Origin of the sequence: Pseudomonas sp. LA5 (genome assembly GCF_028640825.1) — a bacterium.
Taxonomy (GTDB): domain Bacteria; phylum Pseudomonadota; class Gammaproteobacteria; order Pseudomonadales; family Pseudomonadaceae; genus Chryseomonas; species Chryseomonas aestiva.
Window position 1 is genome coordinate 1 of sequence record NZ_JAQYZY010000039.1, and the last position, 19,852, is coordinate 19,852.

A 19,852-nucleotide genomic window follows, 5' to 3' on the forward strand; every position below is an offset into this window, starting at 1 on the left:
GAAGTGGGGCGCATTATAGGGGAGTTTCAGGACAGGTCAACAGGTTATTTTCACAAAGGCCAAAAAAGAAAGGGGGGGGCTGCTTACGCAGCCCCCCCCTTTCCTATAGACCTCTCGTGCGGCTAGCCGCGGCCGACACGGCGATTGCGCCAGAGGGTGGTGAAGGGGCCGGAGACGGCATAGGCCAGGAAGCCCAGCAGCAGCACGCGCGGCGGGTCGGTGAAGACCACGGCGAAGACCAGCACGGCGATCAGGATGACCACGAAGGGCACCCGCCCTTTCAGGCCTAGGGTCTTGAAGCTCCAGTACTTGAAGTTGCTGACCATGAGCATGCCAGCCGCGGCGACCATCAGGGCTACCAGCAGGGACAGCTTGGAGCCCTGGATGCCGAAGTCACTGAAGCACCAGACGGTACCGGCCACCAAGGCAGCCGCGGAAGGACTGGCCAGGCCGATGAAGTAGCGCTTGTCCACCGAACCGATCTGGGTATTGAAGCGCGCCAGACGCAAGGCGGCGCCTGCCACATAGATGAAGGCAACGGCCCAGCCGACATTACCCAGGCCGCTCAGGGCCCACTGGAAGGCCAGGATCGCCGGCGCGACGCCGAAGGCGACCATGTCGGAAAGCGAATCGTACTGCTCGCCGAAGGCGCTCTGGGTGTTGGTCATGCGGGCGACCCGGCCATCCAGGCCATCGAGCACCATGGCAATGAAGATGGCGGCGGCGGCGGCGGAGAAGCCGGCGGAAGCGATCTCGTACTGCCCCTGGATGAAGGCGGTCTGAGCCGCGACACCCTTGATGATCGAATAGAGACCGGCAAAGAGGGCCGCAGTGGTGAAGAGGTTGGGCAGCAGGTACACGCCACGGCGTCTGATCTTGCGACCCTGGGCGTCCTGCGTCTCCTCGATGTGCTCATCCACGGGGATGAGGCCATCGGTGGTGGTATTGGACGGGGTTTCTTCGGGACGCTCGCTCATGGATTTTCCTTGGGCATTACCTGACGGGTTGGACTGACCTCTTGAGGATAGGGTTCAGCCTAACCTCTCATGCTAAGGCATTGCCGGGGTCGTGGGCAGTGCAATAAAAAACGCGGCCGAGGCCGCGTCTTTACCGTTCGTTACAGGGCTGGCGCCCTGCTCGATCAGTTCTTGGTCTTGTCGACGATCTTGTTCGACGCGATCCAGGGCATCATGGCACGCAGCTTCTCGCCGACCTGCTCGATCGGGTGAGCCGCGTTGTTGCGACGGTAGGCGGTCATGGAAGCGTAGTTGGAGGCACCCTCGGCCACGAACATCTTGGCGTACTCGCCATTCTGGATGCGCTTGAGCGCATTCTTCATGGCGGCGCGCGACTCGGCGTTGATCACCTCGGGGCCGGTCACGTACTCGCCGTACTCGGCGTTGTTGGAGATCGAGTAGTTCATGTTGGCGATGCCGCCTTCGTACATGAGGTCGACGATCAGCTTCAGTTCGTGCAGGCACTCGAAGTAGGCCATTTCCGGCGCGTAGCCGGCTTCGACCAGGGTTTCGAAACCGGCCTTGACCAGCTCGACCGCACCACCGCACAGCACGGCCTGCTCACCGAACAGGTCGGTTTCGGTCTCGTCCTTGAAGGTGGTTTCGATGATGCCGGTACGGCCGCCGCCGACGCCACAGGCGTAGGACAGGGCGACGTTCTTGGCATTGCCGGAAGCGTCCTGGTGGACGGCGACCAGATCAGGGATGCCGCCGCCCTTGACGAACTCGGAACGCACGGTGTGACCCGGGGCCTTGGGCGCGATCATGATGACGTCCAGGTCAACGCGGGGCACGACCTGGTTGTAGTGGATGGCGAAACCGTGGGCGAAGGCCAGGGTGGCGCCCTGCTTCAGGTTCGGCTCGACTTCGTCCTTGTACAGCTTGGACTGGAATTCGTCGGGGGTCAGGATCATGACCACGTCGGCGGAGGCGACCGCGTCCTTGACCGGCTTGACGGTCAGGCCATGGGCCTCGGCCTTGGCCACGGTGGCCGAGCCGCTGCGCAGGCCGACGACGACGTCGACGCCGGAGTCCTTCAGGTTGCAGGCGTGGGCGTGGCCCTGGGAGCCGTAGCCGATGATGGCGACCTTCTTGCCCTGGATGATGGAAAGGTCACAGTCTTTGTCGTAGTAAACGCGCATTGCAGGTTCTCCTGGAAAAGGGGGTATCAGATGCTCAGGGCTTTGTCGCCACGGGAAATTCCGGTCACGCCGCTACGCACCACCTCGAGGATGGACGCGGCGCCGATCGCCTGGATGAAGCTGTCGATCTTCTCGCTGGTGCCCGCCAGCTGAATGGTATACACGCTGCTGCCGACATCGACGATCTGGCCGCGAAAGATATCGGTGGTGCGCTTGACCTCGGCGCGCTGGGCGCCGGTGGCCTTGACCTTGATCAGCAGGAGTTCGCGCTCGATGTGGGCGCTCTCGGACAGGTTGACCAGCTTCACCACCTCGATGAGCTTGTTGAGGTTCTTGGTGATCTGCTCGACCGTCTCTTCCTGGCCGATGGTGGTCAGGGTCAGGCGCGACAGGGTCGGATCTTCGGTCGCGGCGACTGTGAGGCTTTCGATGTTGTAGTTGCGCTGGGAAAACAGGCCGACCACGCGGGATAGGGCGCCGGGCTCGTTTTCCAGCAGCAGGGAGATGATGTGTCTCATGTTCAGGTCCGCTCCGTCTTGCTCAGCCACATGTCGCGCATCGCGCCATCCTTGATCTGCATCGGATAGACGTGTTCGGTGTTGTCCACGGCGATGTCGAGGAAGACCAGGCGATTCTTCATGGCGAAGGCCTCGGCCATCATCGGCTTGAGGTCTTCCAGACGCTCGATGCGCATGCCGACGTGGCCATAGGCCTCGGCCAGCTTGACGAAGTCCGGCAGGGATTCCATGTAGGAGTGGGAGTAGCGGCTGCTGTACTGCATGTCCTGCCACTGGCGGACCATGCCCAGGGCACCGTTGTTAAGGCAGACGATCTTCACCGGCAGGTCGTACTGCATGCAGGTGGAGAGTTCCTGGATGTTCATCTGCACGCTGCCTTCACCGGTGACGCAGGCGACGTCGGCGTCCGGGAAGTTGAGCTTGACGCCCATGGCCGCCGGGAAGCCGAAGCCCATGGTGCCGAGGCCGCCGGAGTTGATCCAGCGATTGGGCTTGTCGTAGCGGTAGTACTGGGCGGCGAACATCTGGTGCTGGCCCACGTCCGAGGTGATGTAGGCATCGCCCGCGGTGACATCGTACAGGGTCTCGATGACGGTCTGCGGCTTGATGATGCTGCCGTCGCCCTTGTCGTAGGGGAACATCTCGCGACCGCCACGCCATTCCTCGATCTGCTTCCACCAGGCGGCCTGGCTTTCGGCGTGGGGCTTCTCGCTCAGCTCGCGGACCACGGCGACCATCTCGGTGAGGACGCTGTCGACCGGACCGACGATGGGCACGTCGGCCTTGATGGTCTTGGAGATCGACGCCGGGTCGATGTCGACGTGGATGATCTTGGCGTTCGGGCAGAAGCGCGTGGCGCCGTTGATGACGCGGTCATCGAAGCGTGCGCCCACGGCGAGGATGACGTCGCTGTGGTGCATGGCCAGGTTGGCCGGGTAGCTGCCGTGCATGCCGAGCATGCCGAGGAACTGGCGATCGCTGCCCGGATAGCCGCCGAGCCCCATCAGGGTATTGGTGACCGGCAGGTTGAGCAGGCGCGCCAGCTCGGTGAGGGCCGCGGAGGCGCCGCCGAGGATGACCCCGCCACCGGCGTAGAGAACCGGGCGCTTGGCCGCCACCAGCATTTCGATGGCCTTGCGGATCTGCCCGGAATGACCGCGCTGCGCCGGATTGTAGGAGCGCAGCTTGATCTTCTTCGGATAGACGTATTCGAATTTCTTGGTCGGATCGCCCATGTCCTTGGGGATGTCGACCACCACCGGACCGGGACGGCCGGACTCGGCGAGGTAGAAGGCCTTCTTGAGGACTTCGGGGATCTCGGAGGGATGCTTGATGATGAAGCTGTGCTTCACGATCGGCCGGGAGATGCCGACCATGTCGGTTTCCTGGAAGGCGTCGGTGCCCACCATGTTGCTCGGCACCTGCCCGGACAGGACCACCATGGGAATGGAGTCCATGTAGGCGGTGGCGATGCCGGTGATGGCATTGGTCGCACCGGGGCCGGAGGTCACCAGGACCACGCCGGCCTTGCCGGTGGCGCGGGCATAGCCGTCAGCCATGTGGGTGGCGGCCTGTTCGTGACGAACCAGGATGTGGTTCAGCGCCGGTTCCTTGAACAGGGCGTCGTAGATGTGCAGCAGGGCACCGCCCGGGTACCCGTAGATGTGTTTCACGCCCTCGTCGCGCAAGAAGCGGACGACCATCTCAGCGCCAGTTAATAGCTCCACGTATCACCTCATTCCACGCATGGCGAGCGCCCATTGGTGGACGCTCAAGGTTCGGTTGACTGCAAGGCAGAGCATGGGCGACGGTGGTCACCGACGATTCAGCTGCCTAGAAAGCCTTGTTGGAAGATTCCGATGAATGCTGGAGCTTCCACCCGACGCGAGGTAACGCGGTGCAGGGTATTTGACTGTGGCGGCGCGGGTAGGCACCTCATGGTCTGCCGAGCAGTCAGCTTTGGGCCGACTCGCTACAGCGAACTTTGGATTGTTCGCATTCGACCGGTGCAAGTCAAGCCGAAAGGTGCAACCGGGCGCAATCGGTCGTCGGCGATCAGCCGTGATGAAAAGGTCGACGTCTCCTCTTATAGTGAAGTCCTGTCCTCTCCCCTTCCAGGATTCCCATGCGCTCGATCTTCTGGCTTTCCGCCCTGGCTTTCGCCTGCAGCCTGTCCGCCCAGGCCGCGCAGGTCTACAAGTGGACCGACGACAAGGGTGTCACCCATTTCAGTGCCCAGCCGCCCGAGGGCCAGAAGGCCAACGAGGTGGACGTGAAGACGGCGCCGCAGATCAATGGCGGTGGCACTGCGCCCACCTACAAGATGCCCAACGGCGCCCAGCAGCCGTCGGTGTCCAACGATGCCCAGCAGCAGGAGCTGGATCGCCAGGTGAAGGCGCAGGTGCGCGAGGAGCAGAACAAGCTCAAGGAGCAGTGCGACCAGGCGCGCCAGAATCTGGCGCAGCTGCGCAACAATCCACGCATCCTGGTGCAGTCCGGTCGTGGCGAGACGCGGCGGCTGAGCGAAGAGGAGCGTCAGCAGCGGCTGGCCGAGACCCAGCTGTCCATCGAGCAGAACTGCGGCAAGTAGCTCAGGGGCCTTCGATGATGCGGTCGAATTCGGCCAGGGACGCGAGCAGGGGCAGGACCGGATCGAGATTGCCCTGGTAGACCATTTCGGCCATCGGCCGGATGCCCGAGCGCGCCGGCAGGACCGCATCGCTTTCGATGATCAGCTTCATCCGTGGCACGAAGATCCACTGCAGCCACTGGGCGAAGCTCAGGGTATCGACGCAGAAGGGCTCCTGGCTGGCCAGGGCCTCGGCGCTGGGCGCCTGCGCCGACCACCAGCCGAGCAGGCGCAATTCACGCTCGATCTGCAGCAGCTGATCGGCCAGGGCGGGCAGGCGCTCGTCCATCAGGTACCCACCTGCGCCTTCTGCCGGGCCAGGGCGGCCCCGGAGGCATCGCCCTGGGCTTCACGGGCCTGGGCGATCAACTGCCAGAGACTGGCCTGCAGGGCCGGACGACCATTGGCGTAGGTCAGGGCGCGACGGGCCAGTTGCTCGCCCTGGGCCGGATCGTTTTGCGCCAGGCGCACCTGGGCCAGGCGATAGAGCACCTGGGGCTCGCGCGGGGCGATGCGCATGGCGCGCTCCAGGCTCGAGGAGGCGCCGTTGAGATCGCCACCACCCTGCTGTTGCTGGGCAGTGGTCAGCAGGGCCAGCACCGGACCGTCGAGCTGCTCGTCGGCAGCCAGGCCGCCGCCCGTGGAAGTGCTGGCGGAGGGGATGCCAGTCGGCGCGCTGCTGGCAGCGGCGGCGCCCTGAGTGGCGGGCGGATAGACCGGCTGCGAATAGCTGGGCTGCACCGGCGCCTGGGCGGGCGGCGTGCCGGGGCTGGACGAGGTGATCAGCGGCGCCGAGGCCGCCGGCGCGGCATAGGTCTCCAGGGGCGCGGAACTGCCGCCCGGCACCATGACGGTCACCCCAGCATCGGCCGGTGCGCTGGGCGCTGCGGCCACCGGGGCCTGGCGCTGCGCCGGCAGGGGCCGGTTGTTGCCCTGGCGATAGAGTTCGCCGTTGGACACCGGACCGCCGGAATCGACCACGGGGATGGCGCCACGCTGCGGCGCGGCGCAACCGGCGAGGAGAACACCGGCGATCATCACCGGCCAGACTGCTTTCGTCACCTTGGGACCTCTCAATTCAACCAACCCTTGACCCAATCCATGACCGGACTGCCGCTGTTGCCGTTACCGCCGGTGGCGGGTGCGGCCGGCGCGCCACAGGAGGCGCCCGCTGGCGGTTCACTGCCGCGAATATAAGGCATCTGCACGGCATTGGGACACGAGGGATCCGTGCCGCGGCCGGTGGTGGCATCGACCCAGGCCTGGGTGATGTTGTCCGGCACCGGCATATCCAGGGAGACCGGATCGGCGCGGCGCATGAAGTTGCTCCAGACCTGCAGGGCGCCTGTGGCACCGGTCAGCGGTGTCTTGCCGTTGTCGTCGCGACCCAGCCAGACCACCGCCAGCAGATCCTGGCTGAAGCCGGAGAACCAGCTGTCGCGGGAATCGTTGGTGGTACCGGTCTTGCCCGCCAGGTTCACGCTGGTGGGGATCTGGTTGTAGACCGAGCGGCCGGTGCCCTCGCGCATGACACGCTGCATGGCGTACTGCACCAGGTAGATGGCGCCGGTATCGAAGCGCTGCTCGATCTGGAACGGATAGCGCTTGAGCGGCTCGCCATTGGCGTCGAGCACGCTGCGGATGCTGCGCAGCGGGGTATTGAAGCCGCCGTTGGCCAGCGTCTGGTACATGGTCGCCACTTCCATGGGCGTCAGGGCGCCGGCACCGAGCAGGGTCGCCGGATAAGGCGGCAGGGCGCGACTCACGCCCAGGCGCTCGACGGTCTTGAGCACCTCGGGTAGCCCCAGGTCCAGGCCCAGGCGCGCCGTGGAGAGGTTGTAGGAATGCGCCAGCCCCTGATAGAGGAAGATGGTGCCGTGCGCCTTGTGCTCGTAGTTCTGCGGCCGCCAGACCTGGCCGTCGGCGCCTTTCACCGAGAAGGGCTCGTCCTGGATCAGGGTGGTCAGGGTGTACCTGCTGGGGCGTTCCAGGGCGGTGAGATAGACCGCCGGCTTGATCAGCGAACCGACCTGGCGCACCGCATCGAGGGCGCGGTTGTAGCCGGCGAAGCGCGGATCGCGGCCACCCAGCAGCGCCTGGACCTCACCGGTTTCCGGATTGGTCACCACCATGGCCGACTCGACGTTTTCCGCGCCCTTGCGACCATCGATGCGCTTCAAAGCCTCGGCCATGGCCGCTTCGGCCTTGGTCTGCAGGATGGGGTCGAAGCTGGTGAAGATGCGCAGCCCTTCCTCGGTGAGGTCTTCGTCGCGGTAGTCCTGCTTGAGCTGACGCTTGACCAGGTCGACGAAGGCCGGGAAGGAACTGTTGGTCAGGCTGCCGGCCTTGGTGATGCCCAGCGGGCGGGCTTTGGCGGCCTCGGCCTCGGTGGCGCTGACCACGCCCTGCTCGGCCATGAGGTCGAGTACCAGATTGCGGCGGGCCATGGCGCGCTCGGGATAGCGACGCGGGTTGTAGTAGGACGGGCCCTTCACCAGACCGACCAGCAGGGCGACCTGATGCAGTTTCAGTTCGCTGAAGGGCTGGCCGAAGAAGTACTGGGCGGCCAGACCGAAGCCGTGGATGGCGCGCGAGCCATCCTGACCGAGGAATACCTCGTTGAGATAGGCCTCGAGGATTTCCTGCTTGCTGTAGTGCAGCTCCAGCAGCAGCGCCATCAGGGCTTCGGTGCCCTTGCGGGTGATGCTGCGCTCGTTGGTGAGATAGAAGTTCTTGACCAGCTGCTGGGTCAGGGTACTGCCACCCTGGCGCACCTGGCCGCTGGTGGCGTTGACCCAGACGGCGCGCGCGATGGACTTGGGCGAGACGCCGTGGTGATGCCAGAACTCGCGGTCCTCGACGGCCACCAGGCCATCGACCAGGTGCGGTGGCGCCTGGTCGAGCTTGATGAGGATGCGATCCTCGTTATGCGCCGGATAGATGCCGCCGATCATCAGCGGTTCCAGGCGGGCCACGGCCAGGTTGCTGCCATCCAGGGCGCTAACGCCGGAGACGGTGCCGCCGGCGAAGCGCACGCGGATCGCCCGGGCCGGTTCGACGCCTTCGTAGAACTGGAAGCCGCGGGTGTTCAGCTCGACCGTGGAGGCGCCCACGGAGACGCTGCCGGGGCCGTCCACGGTCTTCTCGCGGCGATAGCCGAGGGCATCGAGTTCGGTGAGGAAGTCGTCACGGCTGAGCTTGACGCCATTGAACAATTCCAGCGGCCGGGCATAGACCTTGGCCGGGATGGTCCAGCGCTTGCCGGAGAATTTTTCCTGGACCACGGCATCCAGATAGATGCATACGCCAGCCAGGGCTACCAGCGCGACCAGACCAAGCTTGACTGCCCAGCCGGACAGACGGCGCCAGTCAAAGGTCTTGCGCTTGCGGGAACGAGAGGATCGGGGTCGCTTCATGGCGGCGCATTATACGCACTTGCCCGTTGGCCGACAGCGGCCCACAAGCGCTTCGTCAGCTGGGGTTCAAGGATGCCCCTTCCCGGTGTCTTGGCTTGCGTGGACCGCCCTGGCAGCGATAATGCCGCCATCCATTTCCTACAAGGACCGCCCGTGAGCCAGCTCCTGATTTCCGCCCTGCAGAACCCGGCGCTCTATCCCCATCCCACCTCGGCGTTCCGGGTGATCGAAACCCATATTTCCTGGGTCGTGCTGACCGGCGAGGTCGCCTACAAGATCAAGAAGCCGGTGAACTTCGGCTTCCTCGACTTCACCGACCTGGAGGCCCGCGGTCACTTCTGCCGTGAGGAGCTGCGCCTCAATCAGCGCCTGACCCGCGATCTCTACCGGGACGTGGTGGCCATCACCGGCAGCGAAGGCGCTCCCGAGCTGGATGGCAGCGGTCCGGTGATCGAATACGCCCTGCGCATGCGCGAATTCCCCCAGAGCCAGCTGCTCAGCGAAGTGCAGCAACGCGGCGAACTGACCGAGGCCCACATCGATGCCCTGGCCGCCCAGATCGCCCGCTTCCACCTGGCAGCGCCCCTGGTGGCAACCGAGCATCCGCTGTGCACCCCGGACGCCGCCATGGCGCCGGTGCGGCAGAATTTCGAGCAGATCCGCGCCATGCTCGGCGAGGCGGCCGACCTCAAGCAGCTCGATCAGCTGGAAGCCTGGGCCGAAGCCAGCTACGCCCGCCTGCTGCCGCTGTTCGAGACCCGCTGCCGAGACGGCTTCATCCGCGAATGCCACGGCGACATCCACCTGGCCAACGCCACCCTGCTCGACGGCGAGGTGGTGCTGTTCGACTGCATCGAGTTCAACGAGCCCTTCCGCCTGACCGACACCATGGGCGATGCCGGCTTCCTGGCCATGGACCTGGAAGACCGGGGTCTCAAGGCGCTGAGCAACAGATTCGTCAACGCCTACTTCGAGGCGACCGGCGACTATGCCGGTCTTGCCCTGCTCGACTTCTACAAGGCCTATCGCGCCATGGTGCGCGCCAAGATCGCCCTGTTCCGCCTGGGCCAGGCCGAGGAGCCGGCGCTGCGGGCCGAGATCCTCGCCAGCTATCGCAGCTACACGGCCCTGGCCGAGGGCTACACCCAGGTGCCTCAGCCTTTCGCGGCGGTGATGCATGGCGTCTCGGGCATCGGCAAGAGCACCGTGGCCCTGGCCCTGGTCGAGGCGCTCGGCGCCATTCGGCTGAGATCCGATGTCGAGCGCCAGCGCCTCTATGTCGACAGCGACGAAGCCACCCGTTACAGCGCCGCAGCCGGCGAAGCCACCTATGCGCGACTGCACGAGATCGGCGCCCAGGTGCTGGCGGCCGGCTATCCGCTGGTGCTCGACGCCACCTATCTCAAGCAGGCCCAGCGCGCCGCGGCCCAGGCCCTGGCCGAAGCCCAGGCCGCCCCCCTGCTGATCATCGACTGCCAGGCGGACGACGAACTCATCGCCCGCTGGCTGCAGGAGCGCCAGGCCGAGGGGACCGACCCTTCCGAAGCCACCCTCGCGGTGGTGGCAGCCCAGCGCCAGGCGCAGGATCCGCTCGAACCCGCCGAGCAGGATCGGGCGCTGGTGGTGGAGCTGGAGCGCGCGGGACAGCTGGAGGCCCTGCCGGCTCGACTGCTGCGCCGCCTGGGTCGTGCGTCGGTCTGACCGCGACCTCCTGGGAGGCAGAACAAGCGTTCCGTCACAGCTCGTGGAGTTGTGGATTTACGGTCGCCGACGAGCGGCTTATCGTGCGACCCACGTCACAACCTCTGCGTAACAAGAAGGAATTGGCACCATGTACCTCATCGGCGATCAGCCTCCCTATGTCGATCAGCTGCGTCAGGCGCTGCAGGCCATTCCGGCGCTGCTGGTCAGTGGTGTGGCGCCGAGTCGGCAGCCGCTGCAGCTGAGTCCCGCCGCCCTGCTGCAGGACTGGATGCGCAATGACGAGGTCTATCTGATCCAGCGCGGCCCGCTGCGGGTGGTGCTGGATCAGCGGGCGCTGTTCCAGCTCGGCGAGGGCGATCTGATCGGCCTGGGGCGCACCCTGGACCTGCCGATCCTCAACTACGAGAGCGAGGCCGACGTGCGGGTGCTGCCCTACGACCGCGAGACCTTTCTCGCGGCGGCCACCGCCACGCCGGTCCAGCGCGATGCCCTGCTGAAGTACATGCTGGGCCAGCAGTCGCTGCTGGCCCAGGCGCTGATCCGGCTCAAGCCGCCGGTCACCCAGCCGGCGACCGGCTTCCGTCGCTATGCCGCCGGCGAGGTCATCATCCGCCAGGGCGACTCCGCCGAGCACGTCTTCGTCATCACCGAAGGCCATGCCGAGGCCTGGGTGGATGGCTGCAAGGTCGGCGAGGTCTGCCAGGACGAGATCGTCGGCGCCCTGGCGGTCTTCACCCATACGCCGCGTACCGCCAGCGTCATCGCCAAGACCGTCTGCACCGTGCTGGTGATTCCCCAGGATCAGTTCGTCTCGCTGATGGAGACCACCCCGCGCATCGCCCACAGCCTGATCGAGAACATGGCGCGCCATATCGATACGCTGAACAAGGAAGTCACTCGCCTGCGCACTGCCCCGGAGCGCCCCGCTGGCAGTAATTAAGAAATATTCTCGAATACGCTTGACGATGGAATGAGAATTGTTATTATTCAACTCAGCCGGTCGCGAGATCGGTCGATAACTGGAGGTCCAGCAGTGGTCTTCGGGTTATCTCCTCATCAGGCTAATCACGGTTTTGGACCCGGCTCTGCCGGGTCTTTTTTTGTCCGGAATCTGACGCTAGCGGCGATCCAGTACGACTGGCACAGCATCAGTCGGCCGCTCCTCACCCAGAACATAGGCCGCCTGCAGTTGCCGGGCAGCCCGCGCGGCACGGTGGGCGTCGCCGGCATGGATCAGACCTAGAGGCCGATTCTCGTCGACCCACTCGCCGGGCAATGCCAGATCAGCCAGGCCTACGGCAGGATCCACTTCATCTTCCGGGCGCTGTCGACCGCCACCCAGTTCGACCACCAGCAGACCCAAGGCACGGGTATCGACCTGCTGCACCCAGCCCGGGCGGGCCGGATGGACGGCGCGCACGATCGGAGCCCGAGGGAGATGCTGCCAGGGCCGCTCGGTCAGGTCGGACGGGCCGCCCAGGGCCAGGTTCATCGCCGCGAAACGCGCCAGGGCGGCGCCGCTCTGCCAGGCCTCAAGCACCAGGCGCTCGGCCGCGATGGCATCGTCGGCCAGTCCGGCCAATTGCAGCGTCTCCTCGGCCAGCACCTGGATCACCTGCCAGAGGCGCGCGCTGCGCACCTCGCCGGCCAGCAGGGCGATCGCCTCCTCCACTTCCAGGGCATTGCCGGCGCTGCGCGCCAGGGGCTGGCCCATGTCGGTGACCAGGGCGCGGGTACGGACACCTGCCGCCTCGGCGACCTCGACGATGCTGTCGGCCAGGCGCAGGGCGGCTTCCTGCTCGGCCATGAAGGCGCCGCCGCCGGTCTTGACGTCCATGACCAGCACGTCCAGGCCGGCGGCCAGCTTCTTGGCCAGGATGGAGGCGGTGATCAGGTCCACCGATTCCACCGTGGCGGTGACGTCGCGAATGGCATAGAGGCGGCGATCGGCCGGGGCCAGATCGGCGTCCGGACCGACGATGGCGCAACCCACCTCGGCCACCACCTGGCGAAAGCGCGCGAGGCCAGGACGGATACAATAGCCGGGGATGCTCTCCAGCTTGTCGAGGGTGCCGCCGGTATGGCCCAGGCCGCGCCCGGAGATCATCGGCACATGGCAGCCACAGGCGGCGAGCAGCGGTGCCAGCACCAGGCTGGTGAGATCGCCCACGCCGCCGGTGGAATGCTTGTCCACCACCGGCCCCGGCAGGTCCCAGTGCAGCACCTGGCCGCTGTCGCGCATGGCCAGGGTCAGGGCGGTGCGCTCCGCAGCGGTCATGCCGCGCAGCAGGGTAGCCATGGCGAAGGCGGCGATCTGGCCTTCACTGAGGCTGTCGTCGGCGATGCCGCGGACCAGGCGCTGGAGATCCGCAGCGGACACCTCCAGGCCATCGCGCTTCTGGCGGATCACTTCCTGGGCGAGCCACATGGGCGGACTCCTTAGAAGTCGTCAAAGGCGCCGGGCAGCAGCTCGGCCAGGGTCCAGGTGCGGGTACGGCCGGGTTCGCTGCCGCTGCAGACGATGGTCGCGTCGGGCGCCATCAGCTCCAGCAGCACCTGCCGGCAGGCGCCGCAGGGACTGATCAGGGGGACGCCCGGCGCATGGATGGCCATGGCAGCGAAGCTGCGCGGCGGCAGGCCTCGGCTGATGGCGGCGAACAGGGCGCTGCGCTCGGCGCAGTTGGTCAGGCCGTAGGAGATGTTTTCCACGTTGCAGCCATGGATGACCTCGCCCTCGGCGGTCAGCAGGGCGGCGCCCACGGGAAATTCCGAATGCGGACAGTAGGCGCGCTCGGCTGCAGCGACCGCTTCCGGAAGCAATGCGGCGAGGTGCGCAGGCAGGTTGGTGCTCATGACAGTCTCCAGATCAGAATTGATAACCCACCCCCGCATAGTAGCCCCAGCCGTTGGAGCGACCCTCGAAATCACCCTCGCCAAAGTTCAGCTCGGTACCGTCGCGCCAGTTGCCGCCATTGTGGAAGTGCCGCGCCGCGAACATGAAGCGCAGGTGGGTGAAGGCATAGAGCAGCACGTTGGTGGACACGGTGGCATTGGCCGTACGCCCCGGCTCGTCGCCCAACTGCGAGCCGAAATCGAAGTTGGTGAAGCCGACATAGGTCAGGGAGGCGCCGTTGTCGAACCTGGCCAGCGGCCAGATGTACTTGAGCTGGGCCCGATAGCCGTCCCAGGAATCCTCGTTGGCGGCGCCATAGTTTTCCCACTGGCGGCGGCCGTAGAGGTTGGCGGACAGCAGTACCGGAGTACGGGTCTCGATGTCGGTACCGAAGCCGGCGTAGAGGGTGTTCTGCCGACTGGCCTGGCTGCTGCCGTGATCGTAGATCCAGTCGAAGGCCAGGTACCACTCCTTGAACGGCCCGAAGGCCAGCGAGCGGCCGGTGAGCTGATCGAGGGAAATCCGCGGTTCGTGCTCCATGAACAGGGGCGAACCGCGGTCCCAGACGCCGGAGTCGTGGCTGTTGCCGATGCCAAGCACCTTGGGCACGTCGATGTAGCCATAGAGTTCGAAGGGCCCCTTGCGGCCGAAGTACTCGTACTCCAGATAGACGTCGTCCACGGGCTGCGGGCCGAAGCTGATGTCCTTGCTGCCGATCAGGGTCAGATCCTGGTTGTACCAGGACGATAGATAGGGCGAGCGATTTTCCGTCTGTTGCGCGGCAGGACTGGCGGTCTCGCCCTGGGCGCTGTCGGTCGCGACAGCGGGAGCGGCCAACAGCTGAGTGCTGCAGCAGAGCAGGAGCGATAAGGCGCCGAAGCACACGCGACGGGGGCGGGAAAACGTCATGAGGAGGGTTCCTGAGCAAAAGCCTTGAGAAGCCGCGGACAACGCGTGGCGGCGAAGCCGCAGCACGCCACGGTCATCCGCTGTTACGTTTTGGCGCACCCAGGCCAGCTGTGCACCATAAAGTGGACCCGATGGTCCGATCGACATCGACCTAGAGGCCGATGAAGAAGCCGGCCAGGGCCGCGCTCATCAGGTTGGCCAGGGTGCCGCCAAGCATGGCGCGCAGGCCCAGCTGAGCCAGTTCGTGACGCCGCTGCGGGGCGATGCCGCCCAGGCCGCCGAGCTGGATGGCGATGGAGGAGAGGTTGGCGAAGCCGCACAGGGCGAAGGTGACGATGACCTGGGTGTGCGCCGACAGCGGCTGGACGCCAGCCGCCGCCGACTTGACCGGGTCCAGGTAGGTCGAGAGGTCGGCATAGGCGACGAATTCGTTGAGCACCAGCTTCTGGCCGATGAAGCCACCGGCCTGCACCGCCTCGCTCCAGGGCACCCCGATGAGGAAGGCCACCGGCGCCAGCAGATAGCCCAGCACCAGTTGCATGCTCAGTTGCGGCACGCCGAACCAGGCGCCGCACCAGCCGAGGATGCCGTTGAGCAGGGCGATCAGGGCGATGAAGGCCAGCAGCATGGCACCGACCGCCAGGGCGATGCGCAGACCGACCTGGGCGCCTTCGGCGGCCGCATCTATGACGTTGGCCGGACGCTCCTCGCCCTCTCCCAGGGTCTTCATGGCCTGGTCGCGCGGCTGCTCCGTCTCCGGCTCCATCAGCTTGGCCATCAGCAGTCCGCCCGGGGCGGCCATGAAGCTGGCGGCGATCAGGTACTTGAGTTCCACGCCCATGCCGGCGTAGCCCAGCAGCACCGAACCGGCCACCGCGGCGAACCCGCCGACCATGATGGCGAACAGCTCCGAGCGGGTGAGATCGGCGATGAAGGGCCGCACCACCAGCGGCATTTCCGACTGGCCGAGAAACAGCGTCGCGGTGACCGTGGTGGACTCCACCCGACTGGTGCCGAGCAGGGCGTGCAAGGCCCCGCCCACCACACGGATGATCCAGCCCATGATGCCCAGGTAGTAGAGCACCGCGATCAGGCTGCCGAAGAACACGATCAGGGGCAGCACCCGCACGGCGAAGACGAAGCCGCCGTTACCGAAGTACTCGAACATCCTCGGTCCGGCGAGGCCGCCGAAGAGGAATTCGATGCCCTTGTCGGCATAGAGCTGCAGGGAGGAAACGGCCCCGGAGACGCTGCCGAGCACCTGCTGGCCCCAGGGAATGTAGAGGACGAACAGACCGAGCCCCGCCTGCAACAGAAAGGCCGCAAGCACGGTACGCACGCGAATGGCGCGCCGCTGGCGGGAAAAGAGGATGGCGATGGCCACCAGCAACAGCATGCCCAGCACAGAGATCATCAAGAGACTCCTGACAGGATCGCCCGATAGCGGCGATCGATGGGCGATATCCGTAAGCAAGGCGCCTGCCAGATCCTGTCCGGGCGATCAGCTTTTTGTGACCGCTCAGTCAGCGAGACGTAGCGGTCGGTCCAGCTGCAGACCCGCGGGCGAGAGCCGTGCCCCATAAGCCAGCACCTGCACGCCCTGCCGGCGGGCTTCGCCCAGCGCCAGGGCATAGGCGGCATCGATCTCCGCCGCCGGGCGCACCGCCTCGATGCCATCGAGCAGCACGCAATAGAGCAGCACCGCCCGCTCGCCGGCCGCGGCCAGGGCCGCCAGCTCGCGCAGATGGCGGGTCCCGCGGGTGGTCACGGCATCGGGAAAGGCGGCGACCGTGGTGTCGGCAAAACCCAGGGTGACGCTCTTCACCTCCAGATACAGCGGCCCGGCGGGATACTCCAGGCGGAAATCGGCGCGACTGTTCTCCAGGCCGTAGGCCACCTCCCGGCGCAGGGCGGTGAAGCCGGCCAGCTCGGGAATGCCACCCGCCAGCAGGGCCTCTTCCACCAGGCGATTGGCGCGGGCGGTATTGATGCAGGCCAGGCGCCCGTGATCCGTCTCGACCAGTTCCCAGGTGCCGGGCAGCTTGCGCTTGGGACCACTGGCCCGGCTGAACCAGACCCGGGCGCCCGCCGGCTGACAGTGAAGCATGGACCCGGTATTGGGGCAGTGCAGGGTCAGCACCTCACCGCTGGCGGTCTCGATGTCGGCGAGAAAACGCTTGTAGCGGCGCAGCAGGCGACCCTCCTCCAGGGGCGGATCGAATCTCACCGGGCCCTCCAGCGCTGCAGGCCCTGGGCGATGCGGGCGACGGCCTCTTCCAGGCGCGGCAGCGACTGGGTGTAGGCGAAGCGCACATGGGTGTCGGCACGGTGGCGACCGAAGTCCAGGCCGGGGGTGATGGCCACGTGTTCGGTCTCCAGCAGGAACTGGCAGAAGGCATAGGCGTCGCCGCCAAAGGCGGAGATGTCGGCATAGAGATAGAAGGCGCCCTGAGGCTCGACGGCGATTTCGAAGCCCAGGCCACGCAGCGCCGGCAGCAGGTAGTCGCGCCGGCGAGCGAATTCGGTGCGCCGCTCTTCGAAGATGGCCATGGCCTCTGGGGTAAAACAGGCCAGGGCCGCCTGCTGAGCCACGGTGGAGGCGCTGATGTAGAGATTCTGCGCCAGTTTTTCCAGCTCCGGCACGGCGGCGGGCGGCGCCACCAGCCAGCCGAGGCGCCAACCGGTCATGCCGAAGTACTTGGAGAAGCTGTTGAGCACAAAGGCCGAATCGTCCACCTCCAGCACGCTGGGGGCGTCCAGGCCGTAGGTCAGGCCGTGGTAGATCTCGTCCACCACCAGGTGACCACCCCGCGCCCTGAGGGCGGCCGACAGCCCGGCGAGTTCATCGCGATCGAGCAGGGTGCCGGTCGGATTGGCCGGCGAGGCCACCAGGGCGCCGACGCTGGCCGGTTGCCAGTGCCGCTCGACCAGCTCGGGCGTGAGCTGGTAGCGGGTGTCGGCACCGACCGGGATCAGCTGAGCCGCGCCTTCCACCAGGCGCAGGAAGTGCCTGTTGCAGGGATAGCCGGGATCGGCCAGCAGCCAGTGCCGCCCGGGATCGACCAGCAGGGCGCTGGCCAGCAGCAGGGCGCCCGAGCCACCGGGGGTGATCAGCACCCGCTCCGGATCCAGGTCGATGCCGTAGCGCTCGCCATAGAAGGCGGCGATGGCGCGGCGCAACTCCGGCAGGCCGCGGGCCGCGGTATAGCGGGTCTGACCGGCTGCCAGCGCGGCCTGGCCAGCGGCGACCACCGGGGCGGCGGTGGTGAAATCGGGCTCGCCGATCTCCAGGTGGATGACGTCGTGCCCGGCGGCCTGGAGCTGATTTGCGCGCTCCAGCAGGGCCATCACATGGAAGGGCTCGATGGCCTGGCTGCGTGCGCTGTAGGAATAGGACATGGACGGGGTCCGAACTTGTGGCGAAGGCGGGATTCTAACCAAGGCTTCGCAGACCGGCACCCGCCGCGTCGGCACGGAGCGGGAGGCCAGTAGTAGCGCCCCCTGGAAGCTTCTGGTAAGTTCGCCGGCTTGCATCCGCAGGGCGACTGGCCAGTCGAGAACATATTCAGCCTGGCGTCGGCATTGCGCGGGACGTCATCGGCAGCCACAGACCCCGGGCGTTCCAACATGGAGAGGCCTGGAAACGCATCCAGCCTGTGGACAGGATCAGCGAAAGTGAGAGGGTCAATCATGCCCAGCGAAGCAAATCAGCAGAACAATCATCTGGCCCGTGGCTACGAACCCTACCAGCCTGCCAAGGGCGAGGAATACATGAGTGAGCGCATGCGCGCCCACTTCACCGGCATTCTGAACAAGTGGAAGCAGGAACTGCGCGAAGAAGTCGATCGCACCGTGCACCACATGAAGGAAGAAGCGGCCAACTTCGCCGACCCGGCCGACCGCGCGACCCAGGAAGAGGAATTCAGCCTGGAACTGCGTGCCCGCGATCGCGAGCGCAAGCTGATCAAGAAGATCGACGAGACGCTGCAGCTGATCGAAGACAACGAATACGGCTGGTGCGACTCCTGCGGCGTGGAAATCGGTATCCGCCGTCTGGAAGCCCGTCCGACCGCCAGTCTGTGCATCGATTGCAAGACCCTGGCCGAGATCCGCGAGAAGCAGACCGGGACCTGAGTCCTGCTGCCTCACCGACGAGGGCGCTACGGCGCCCTTTGTTCTGTTCAGATTTCGGTTTTTCCGGCATTCACAGGATGAGCTATGGCCAGGCGCCCCTATGTCGGCCGTTTCGCCCCCACGCCCAGCGGCTATCTGCACTTCGGCTCGCTGGTCGCCGCCCTCGCCTCCTACCTGGATGCCCGCGCCGCGGGCGGGCGCTGGCTGGTGCGCATGGAAGACCTGGATCCGCCACGCGAGGTCCCGGGCGCCCAGGCGGCCATTCTCACTACCCTGGAGGCCTATGGCTTCGAATGGGACGGCCCGGTGCTGCGCCAGAGCGAACGCCTGGACGCCTATCGCGCAGTCATCGCGCAGTGGCTGGCCAGCGGGTTGGCCTATGCCTGCGACTGCTCGCGCAAGCAGCTCGAAGGCAGTGGTGGGATATACCCCGGCTACTGCCGCAATCGCGGCCTGCCGGCGACGGACGCCGCCATCCGCATCCGCGCCCCTGAGCTGGACTACCGCTTCGTCGACCGGGTGCAGGGCGAATTCCGCCAGCACCTGGGACGCGAGGTGGGCGACTTCGTCATCCAGCGTCGCGACGGCCTGATCGCCTACCAGCTGGCGGTGGTGATGGACGATGCCCTGCAGGGAGTCACCGACGTGGTGCGGGGTGCCGACCTGCTGGACTCCACGCCGCGCCAGCTCTATCTGCAGGAATTGCTCGGCCATCCGGCGCCGTGCTATCTGCACGTGCCGCTGCTGATCCAGCCCGACGGCCACAAGCTGGGCAAAAGTTACCGCTCGCCGCCGCTGCCAGCCGAACAGGCCGGCGCCCTGCTGGTACGCGCCCTGCGCGCCCTGGGCCAGCCGACCCAGCCGGCGCTGGCCCAGGAGTCCCCGACCCGGGTGCTGGCCTGGGGCGTCGCCCACTGGGACGCCACGCTGATCCCGCGGGTGCCCCACCTGGCCGAAGCCCAGCTGCCGGACTAGTAGTTGGGCCAGAGTCCGGGCGTGACCAGTTCCAGCAGGTGCCCGTCCGGATCGCGGAAATACAGGCTGATCGCGCCCCGTGGCCACTGGGTACGTTCCTCGATGGCGACCTCGGCGACTGCCAGGTGCCCGACCCAGGCGTCCAGTTCATCCGCCGCGATCGCCAGGGCCAGGTGCTGACAGCCCTGGGCGCCGTGAGGGGGGATGCAGCCGCCCGGCAACCTGACGGGTTGCTCGGTAGTGCCCCGCTGGAACAGCAACAGGACGCTGGCGCCCACCGCATAGGCGGCCAGGCGGTCGTCGGCGAACAGCGGCGCCAGGCCCAGCACCTCGCCATAGAAGCGCCGGGCCCTCGGCAGATCGGCGACATAGAGCGCGGTTTCCAGCACGGCGGCGAGGCGGGGTCTGGTCATTGGCGAACTCCAGCGGGCAAGTAAGCCTTCACGGTAGAAGCCTCCCTCTCCGGGGTACAGCGCTTTTGCTTTACCATGGCGCCATCGCCGTTCGGGAACCGCG

The 19,852-nt window shown here is 66.3% G+C and carries 19 protein-coding genes; 5 read left to right on the forward strand and 14 right to left on the reverse strand.

The annotated features are described in order from the left end of the window. Positions 1-122 precede the first annotated feature (122 nt). From pssA to PVZ72_RS14875, 4 genes are all read right to left on the reverse strand, one after another. Positions 123-977: a CDP-diacylglycerol--serine O-phosphatidyltransferase gene (gene pssA, locus PVZ72_RS14860; protein ID WP_271653739.1), complete on the reverse strand. Its 855-nt coding sequence runs from the start codon at positions 975-977 to the stop codon at positions 123-125. 164 nt (positions 978-1,141) lie between these two features. Next, positions 1,142-2,158 carry a ketol-acid reductoisomerase gene (gene ilvC / locus PVZ72_RS14865; protein ID WP_273862350.1) on the reverse strand — a complete coding sequence of 339 codons (1,017 nt, stop codon included), beginning with the start codon at positions 2,156-2,158 and terminating at the stop codon, positions 1,142-1,144. Between the two features lie 26 nt (positions 2,159-2,184). Further along, positions 2,185-2,676, reverse strand: a complete 492-nt coding sequence (ilvN, locus tag PVZ72_RS14870; protein ID WP_007159690.1) for an acetolactate synthase small subunit — start codon at positions 2,674-2,676, stop codon at positions 2,185-2,187. 2 nt (positions 2,677-2,678) lie between these two features. Continuing rightward, positions 2,679-4,403 (reverse strand): acetolactate synthase 3 large subunit, encoded by a 1,725-nt coding sequence (locus PVZ72_RS14875; protein WP_133861908.1) that lies wholly within the window; start codon positions 4,401-4,403, stop codon positions 2,679-2,681. A gap of 398 nt (positions 4,404-4,801) precedes the next feature. Between PVZ72_RS14875 and PVZ72_RS14880 the strand changes: the two genes are divergently transcribed. Further along, positions 4,802-5,266 (forward strand): DUF4124 domain-containing protein, encoded by a 465-nt coding sequence (locus PVZ72_RS14880; RefSeq protein ID WP_133861909.1) that lies wholly within the window; start codon positions 4,802-4,804, stop codon positions 5,264-5,266. A 1-nt stretch (position 5,267) separates the two neighbouring features. Here the strand turns inward: PVZ72_RS14880 and PVZ72_RS14885 are convergent, their stop codons facing one another. The 3 genes from PVZ72_RS14885 to mrcB are packed head-to-tail and all read right to left on the reverse strand — an operon-like array spanning position 5,268 to position 8,721. Continuing rightward, positions 5,268-5,594, reverse strand: coding sequence for a YqcC family protein (locus PVZ72_RS14885; RefSeq protein WP_133861910.1), 327 nt, complete (start codon positions 5,592-5,594; stop codon positions 5,268-5,270). Continuing rightward, a complete protein-coding gene (locus PVZ72_RS14890; protein ID WP_273862456.1) occupies positions 5,594-6,343 on the reverse strand; it encodes a tetratricopeptide repeat protein in 750 nt (249 codons plus the stop codon). The genes PVZ72_RS14885 and PVZ72_RS14890 overlap by 1 nt, the downstream gene beginning before the upstream one ends. Positions 6,344-6,378: 35 nt before the next feature. Further along, positions 6,379-8,721, reverse strand: a complete 2,343-nt coding sequence (mrcB, locus tag PVZ72_RS14895; protein ID WP_273862351.1) for a penicillin-binding protein 1B — start codon at positions 8,719-8,721, stop codon at positions 6,379-6,381. A 153-nt stretch (positions 8,722-8,874) separates the two neighbouring features. Here mrcB and PVZ72_RS14900 point away from each other — a divergent pair, with 153 nt between their 5' ends. Both PVZ72_RS14900 and PVZ72_RS14905 read left to right on the forward strand, forming a co-directional pair. Next, the gene (locus PVZ72_RS14900) at positions 8,875-10,422 is read left to right on the forward strand and encodes a bifunctional aminoglycoside phosphotransferase/ATP-binding protein (RefSeq protein ID WP_273862352.1); all 1,548 of its coding nucleotides are present in this window, start codon (positions 8,875-8,877) and stop codon (positions 10,420-10,422) included. A gap of 130 nt (positions 10,423-10,552) precedes the next feature. Continuing rightward, positions 10,553-11,365, forward strand: a complete 813-nt coding sequence (locus PVZ72_RS14905) for a cyclic nucleotide-binding domain-containing protein (protein WP_273862353.1) — start codon at positions 10,553-10,555, stop codon at positions 11,363-11,365. A 177-nt stretch (positions 11,366-11,542) separates the two neighbouring features. On the opposite strand, the gene deoA is transcribed toward PVZ72_RS14905, so the two are convergent. The 6 genes from deoA to PVZ72_RS14935 all read right to left on the reverse strand — a co-directional run bounded on the left by deoA (position 11,543) and on the right by PVZ72_RS14935 (position 17,626). Beyond that, entirely contained in the window at positions 11,543-12,853 is a 1,311-nt protein-coding gene (deoA, locus tag PVZ72_RS14910) for a thymidine phosphorylase (RefSeq protein WP_273862354.1), read from the reverse strand. Positions 12,854-12,864: 11 nt separating this feature from the next. Next, on the reverse strand, positions 12,865-13,278 hold the full coding sequence (locus tag PVZ72_RS14915) for a cytidine deaminase (RefSeq protein WP_273862355.1): 414 nt from the start codon (positions 13,276-13,278) through the stop codon (positions 12,865-12,867). A 13-nt stretch (positions 13,279-13,291) separates the two neighbouring features. Then, positions 13,292-14,227 carry a nucleoside-specific channel-forming protein Tsx gene (locus PVZ72_RS14920; RefSeq protein WP_252977211.1) on the reverse strand — a complete coding sequence of 312 codons (936 nt, stop codon included), beginning with the start codon at positions 14,225-14,227 and terminating at the stop codon, positions 13,292-13,294. 151 nt (positions 14,228-14,378) lie between these two features. Further along, the gene (locus tag PVZ72_RS14925; protein ID WP_187980479.1) at positions 14,379-15,641 is read right to left on the reverse strand and encodes a NupC/NupG family nucleoside CNT transporter; all 1,263 of its coding nucleotides are present in this window, start codon (positions 15,639-15,641) and stop codon (positions 14,379-14,381) included. A 105-nt stretch (positions 15,642-15,746) separates the two neighbouring features. Beyond that, positions 15,747-16,454, reverse strand: coding sequence for a DNA/RNA nuclease SfsA (gene sfsA / locus PVZ72_RS14930; RefSeq protein ID WP_187980480.1), 708 nt, complete (start codon positions 16,452-16,454; stop codon positions 15,747-15,749). Then, positions 16,451-17,626, reverse strand: coding sequence for a pyridoxal phosphate-dependent aminotransferase (locus PVZ72_RS14935; protein WP_273862356.1), 1,176 nt, complete (start codon positions 17,624-17,626; stop codon positions 16,451-16,453). Before PVZ72_RS14935 ends, sfsA begins: the two co-directional genes overlap by 4 nt. A gap of 291 nt (positions 17,627-17,917) precedes the next feature. Between PVZ72_RS14935 and dksA the strand changes: the two genes are divergently transcribed. Together dksA and gluQRS are read left to right on the forward strand one after the other, a co-directional pair. After that, positions 17,918-18,361, forward strand: a complete 444-nt coding sequence (gene dksA / locus PVZ72_RS14940; protein WP_007159704.1) for an RNA polymerase-binding protein DksA — start codon at positions 17,918-17,920, stop codon at positions 18,359-18,361. A gap of 84 nt (positions 18,362-18,445) precedes the next feature. Next, positions 18,446-19,336 (forward strand): tRNA glutamyl-Q(34) synthetase GluQRS, encoded by an 891-nt coding sequence (gluQRS, locus tag PVZ72_RS14945; protein ID WP_187980482.1) that lies wholly within the window; start codon positions 18,446-18,448, stop codon positions 19,334-19,336. Here the strand turns inward: gluQRS and PVZ72_RS14950 are convergent. Then, positions 19,333-19,749: a VOC family protein gene (locus tag PVZ72_RS14950; protein WP_273862357.1), complete on the reverse strand. Its 417-nt coding sequence runs from the start codon at positions 19,747-19,749 to the stop codon at positions 19,333-19,335. The two genes, gluQRS and PVZ72_RS14950, sit on opposite strands and share 4 nt — an antisense overlap. Between the last annotated feature and the right edge of the window lie 103 nt (positions 19,750-19,852).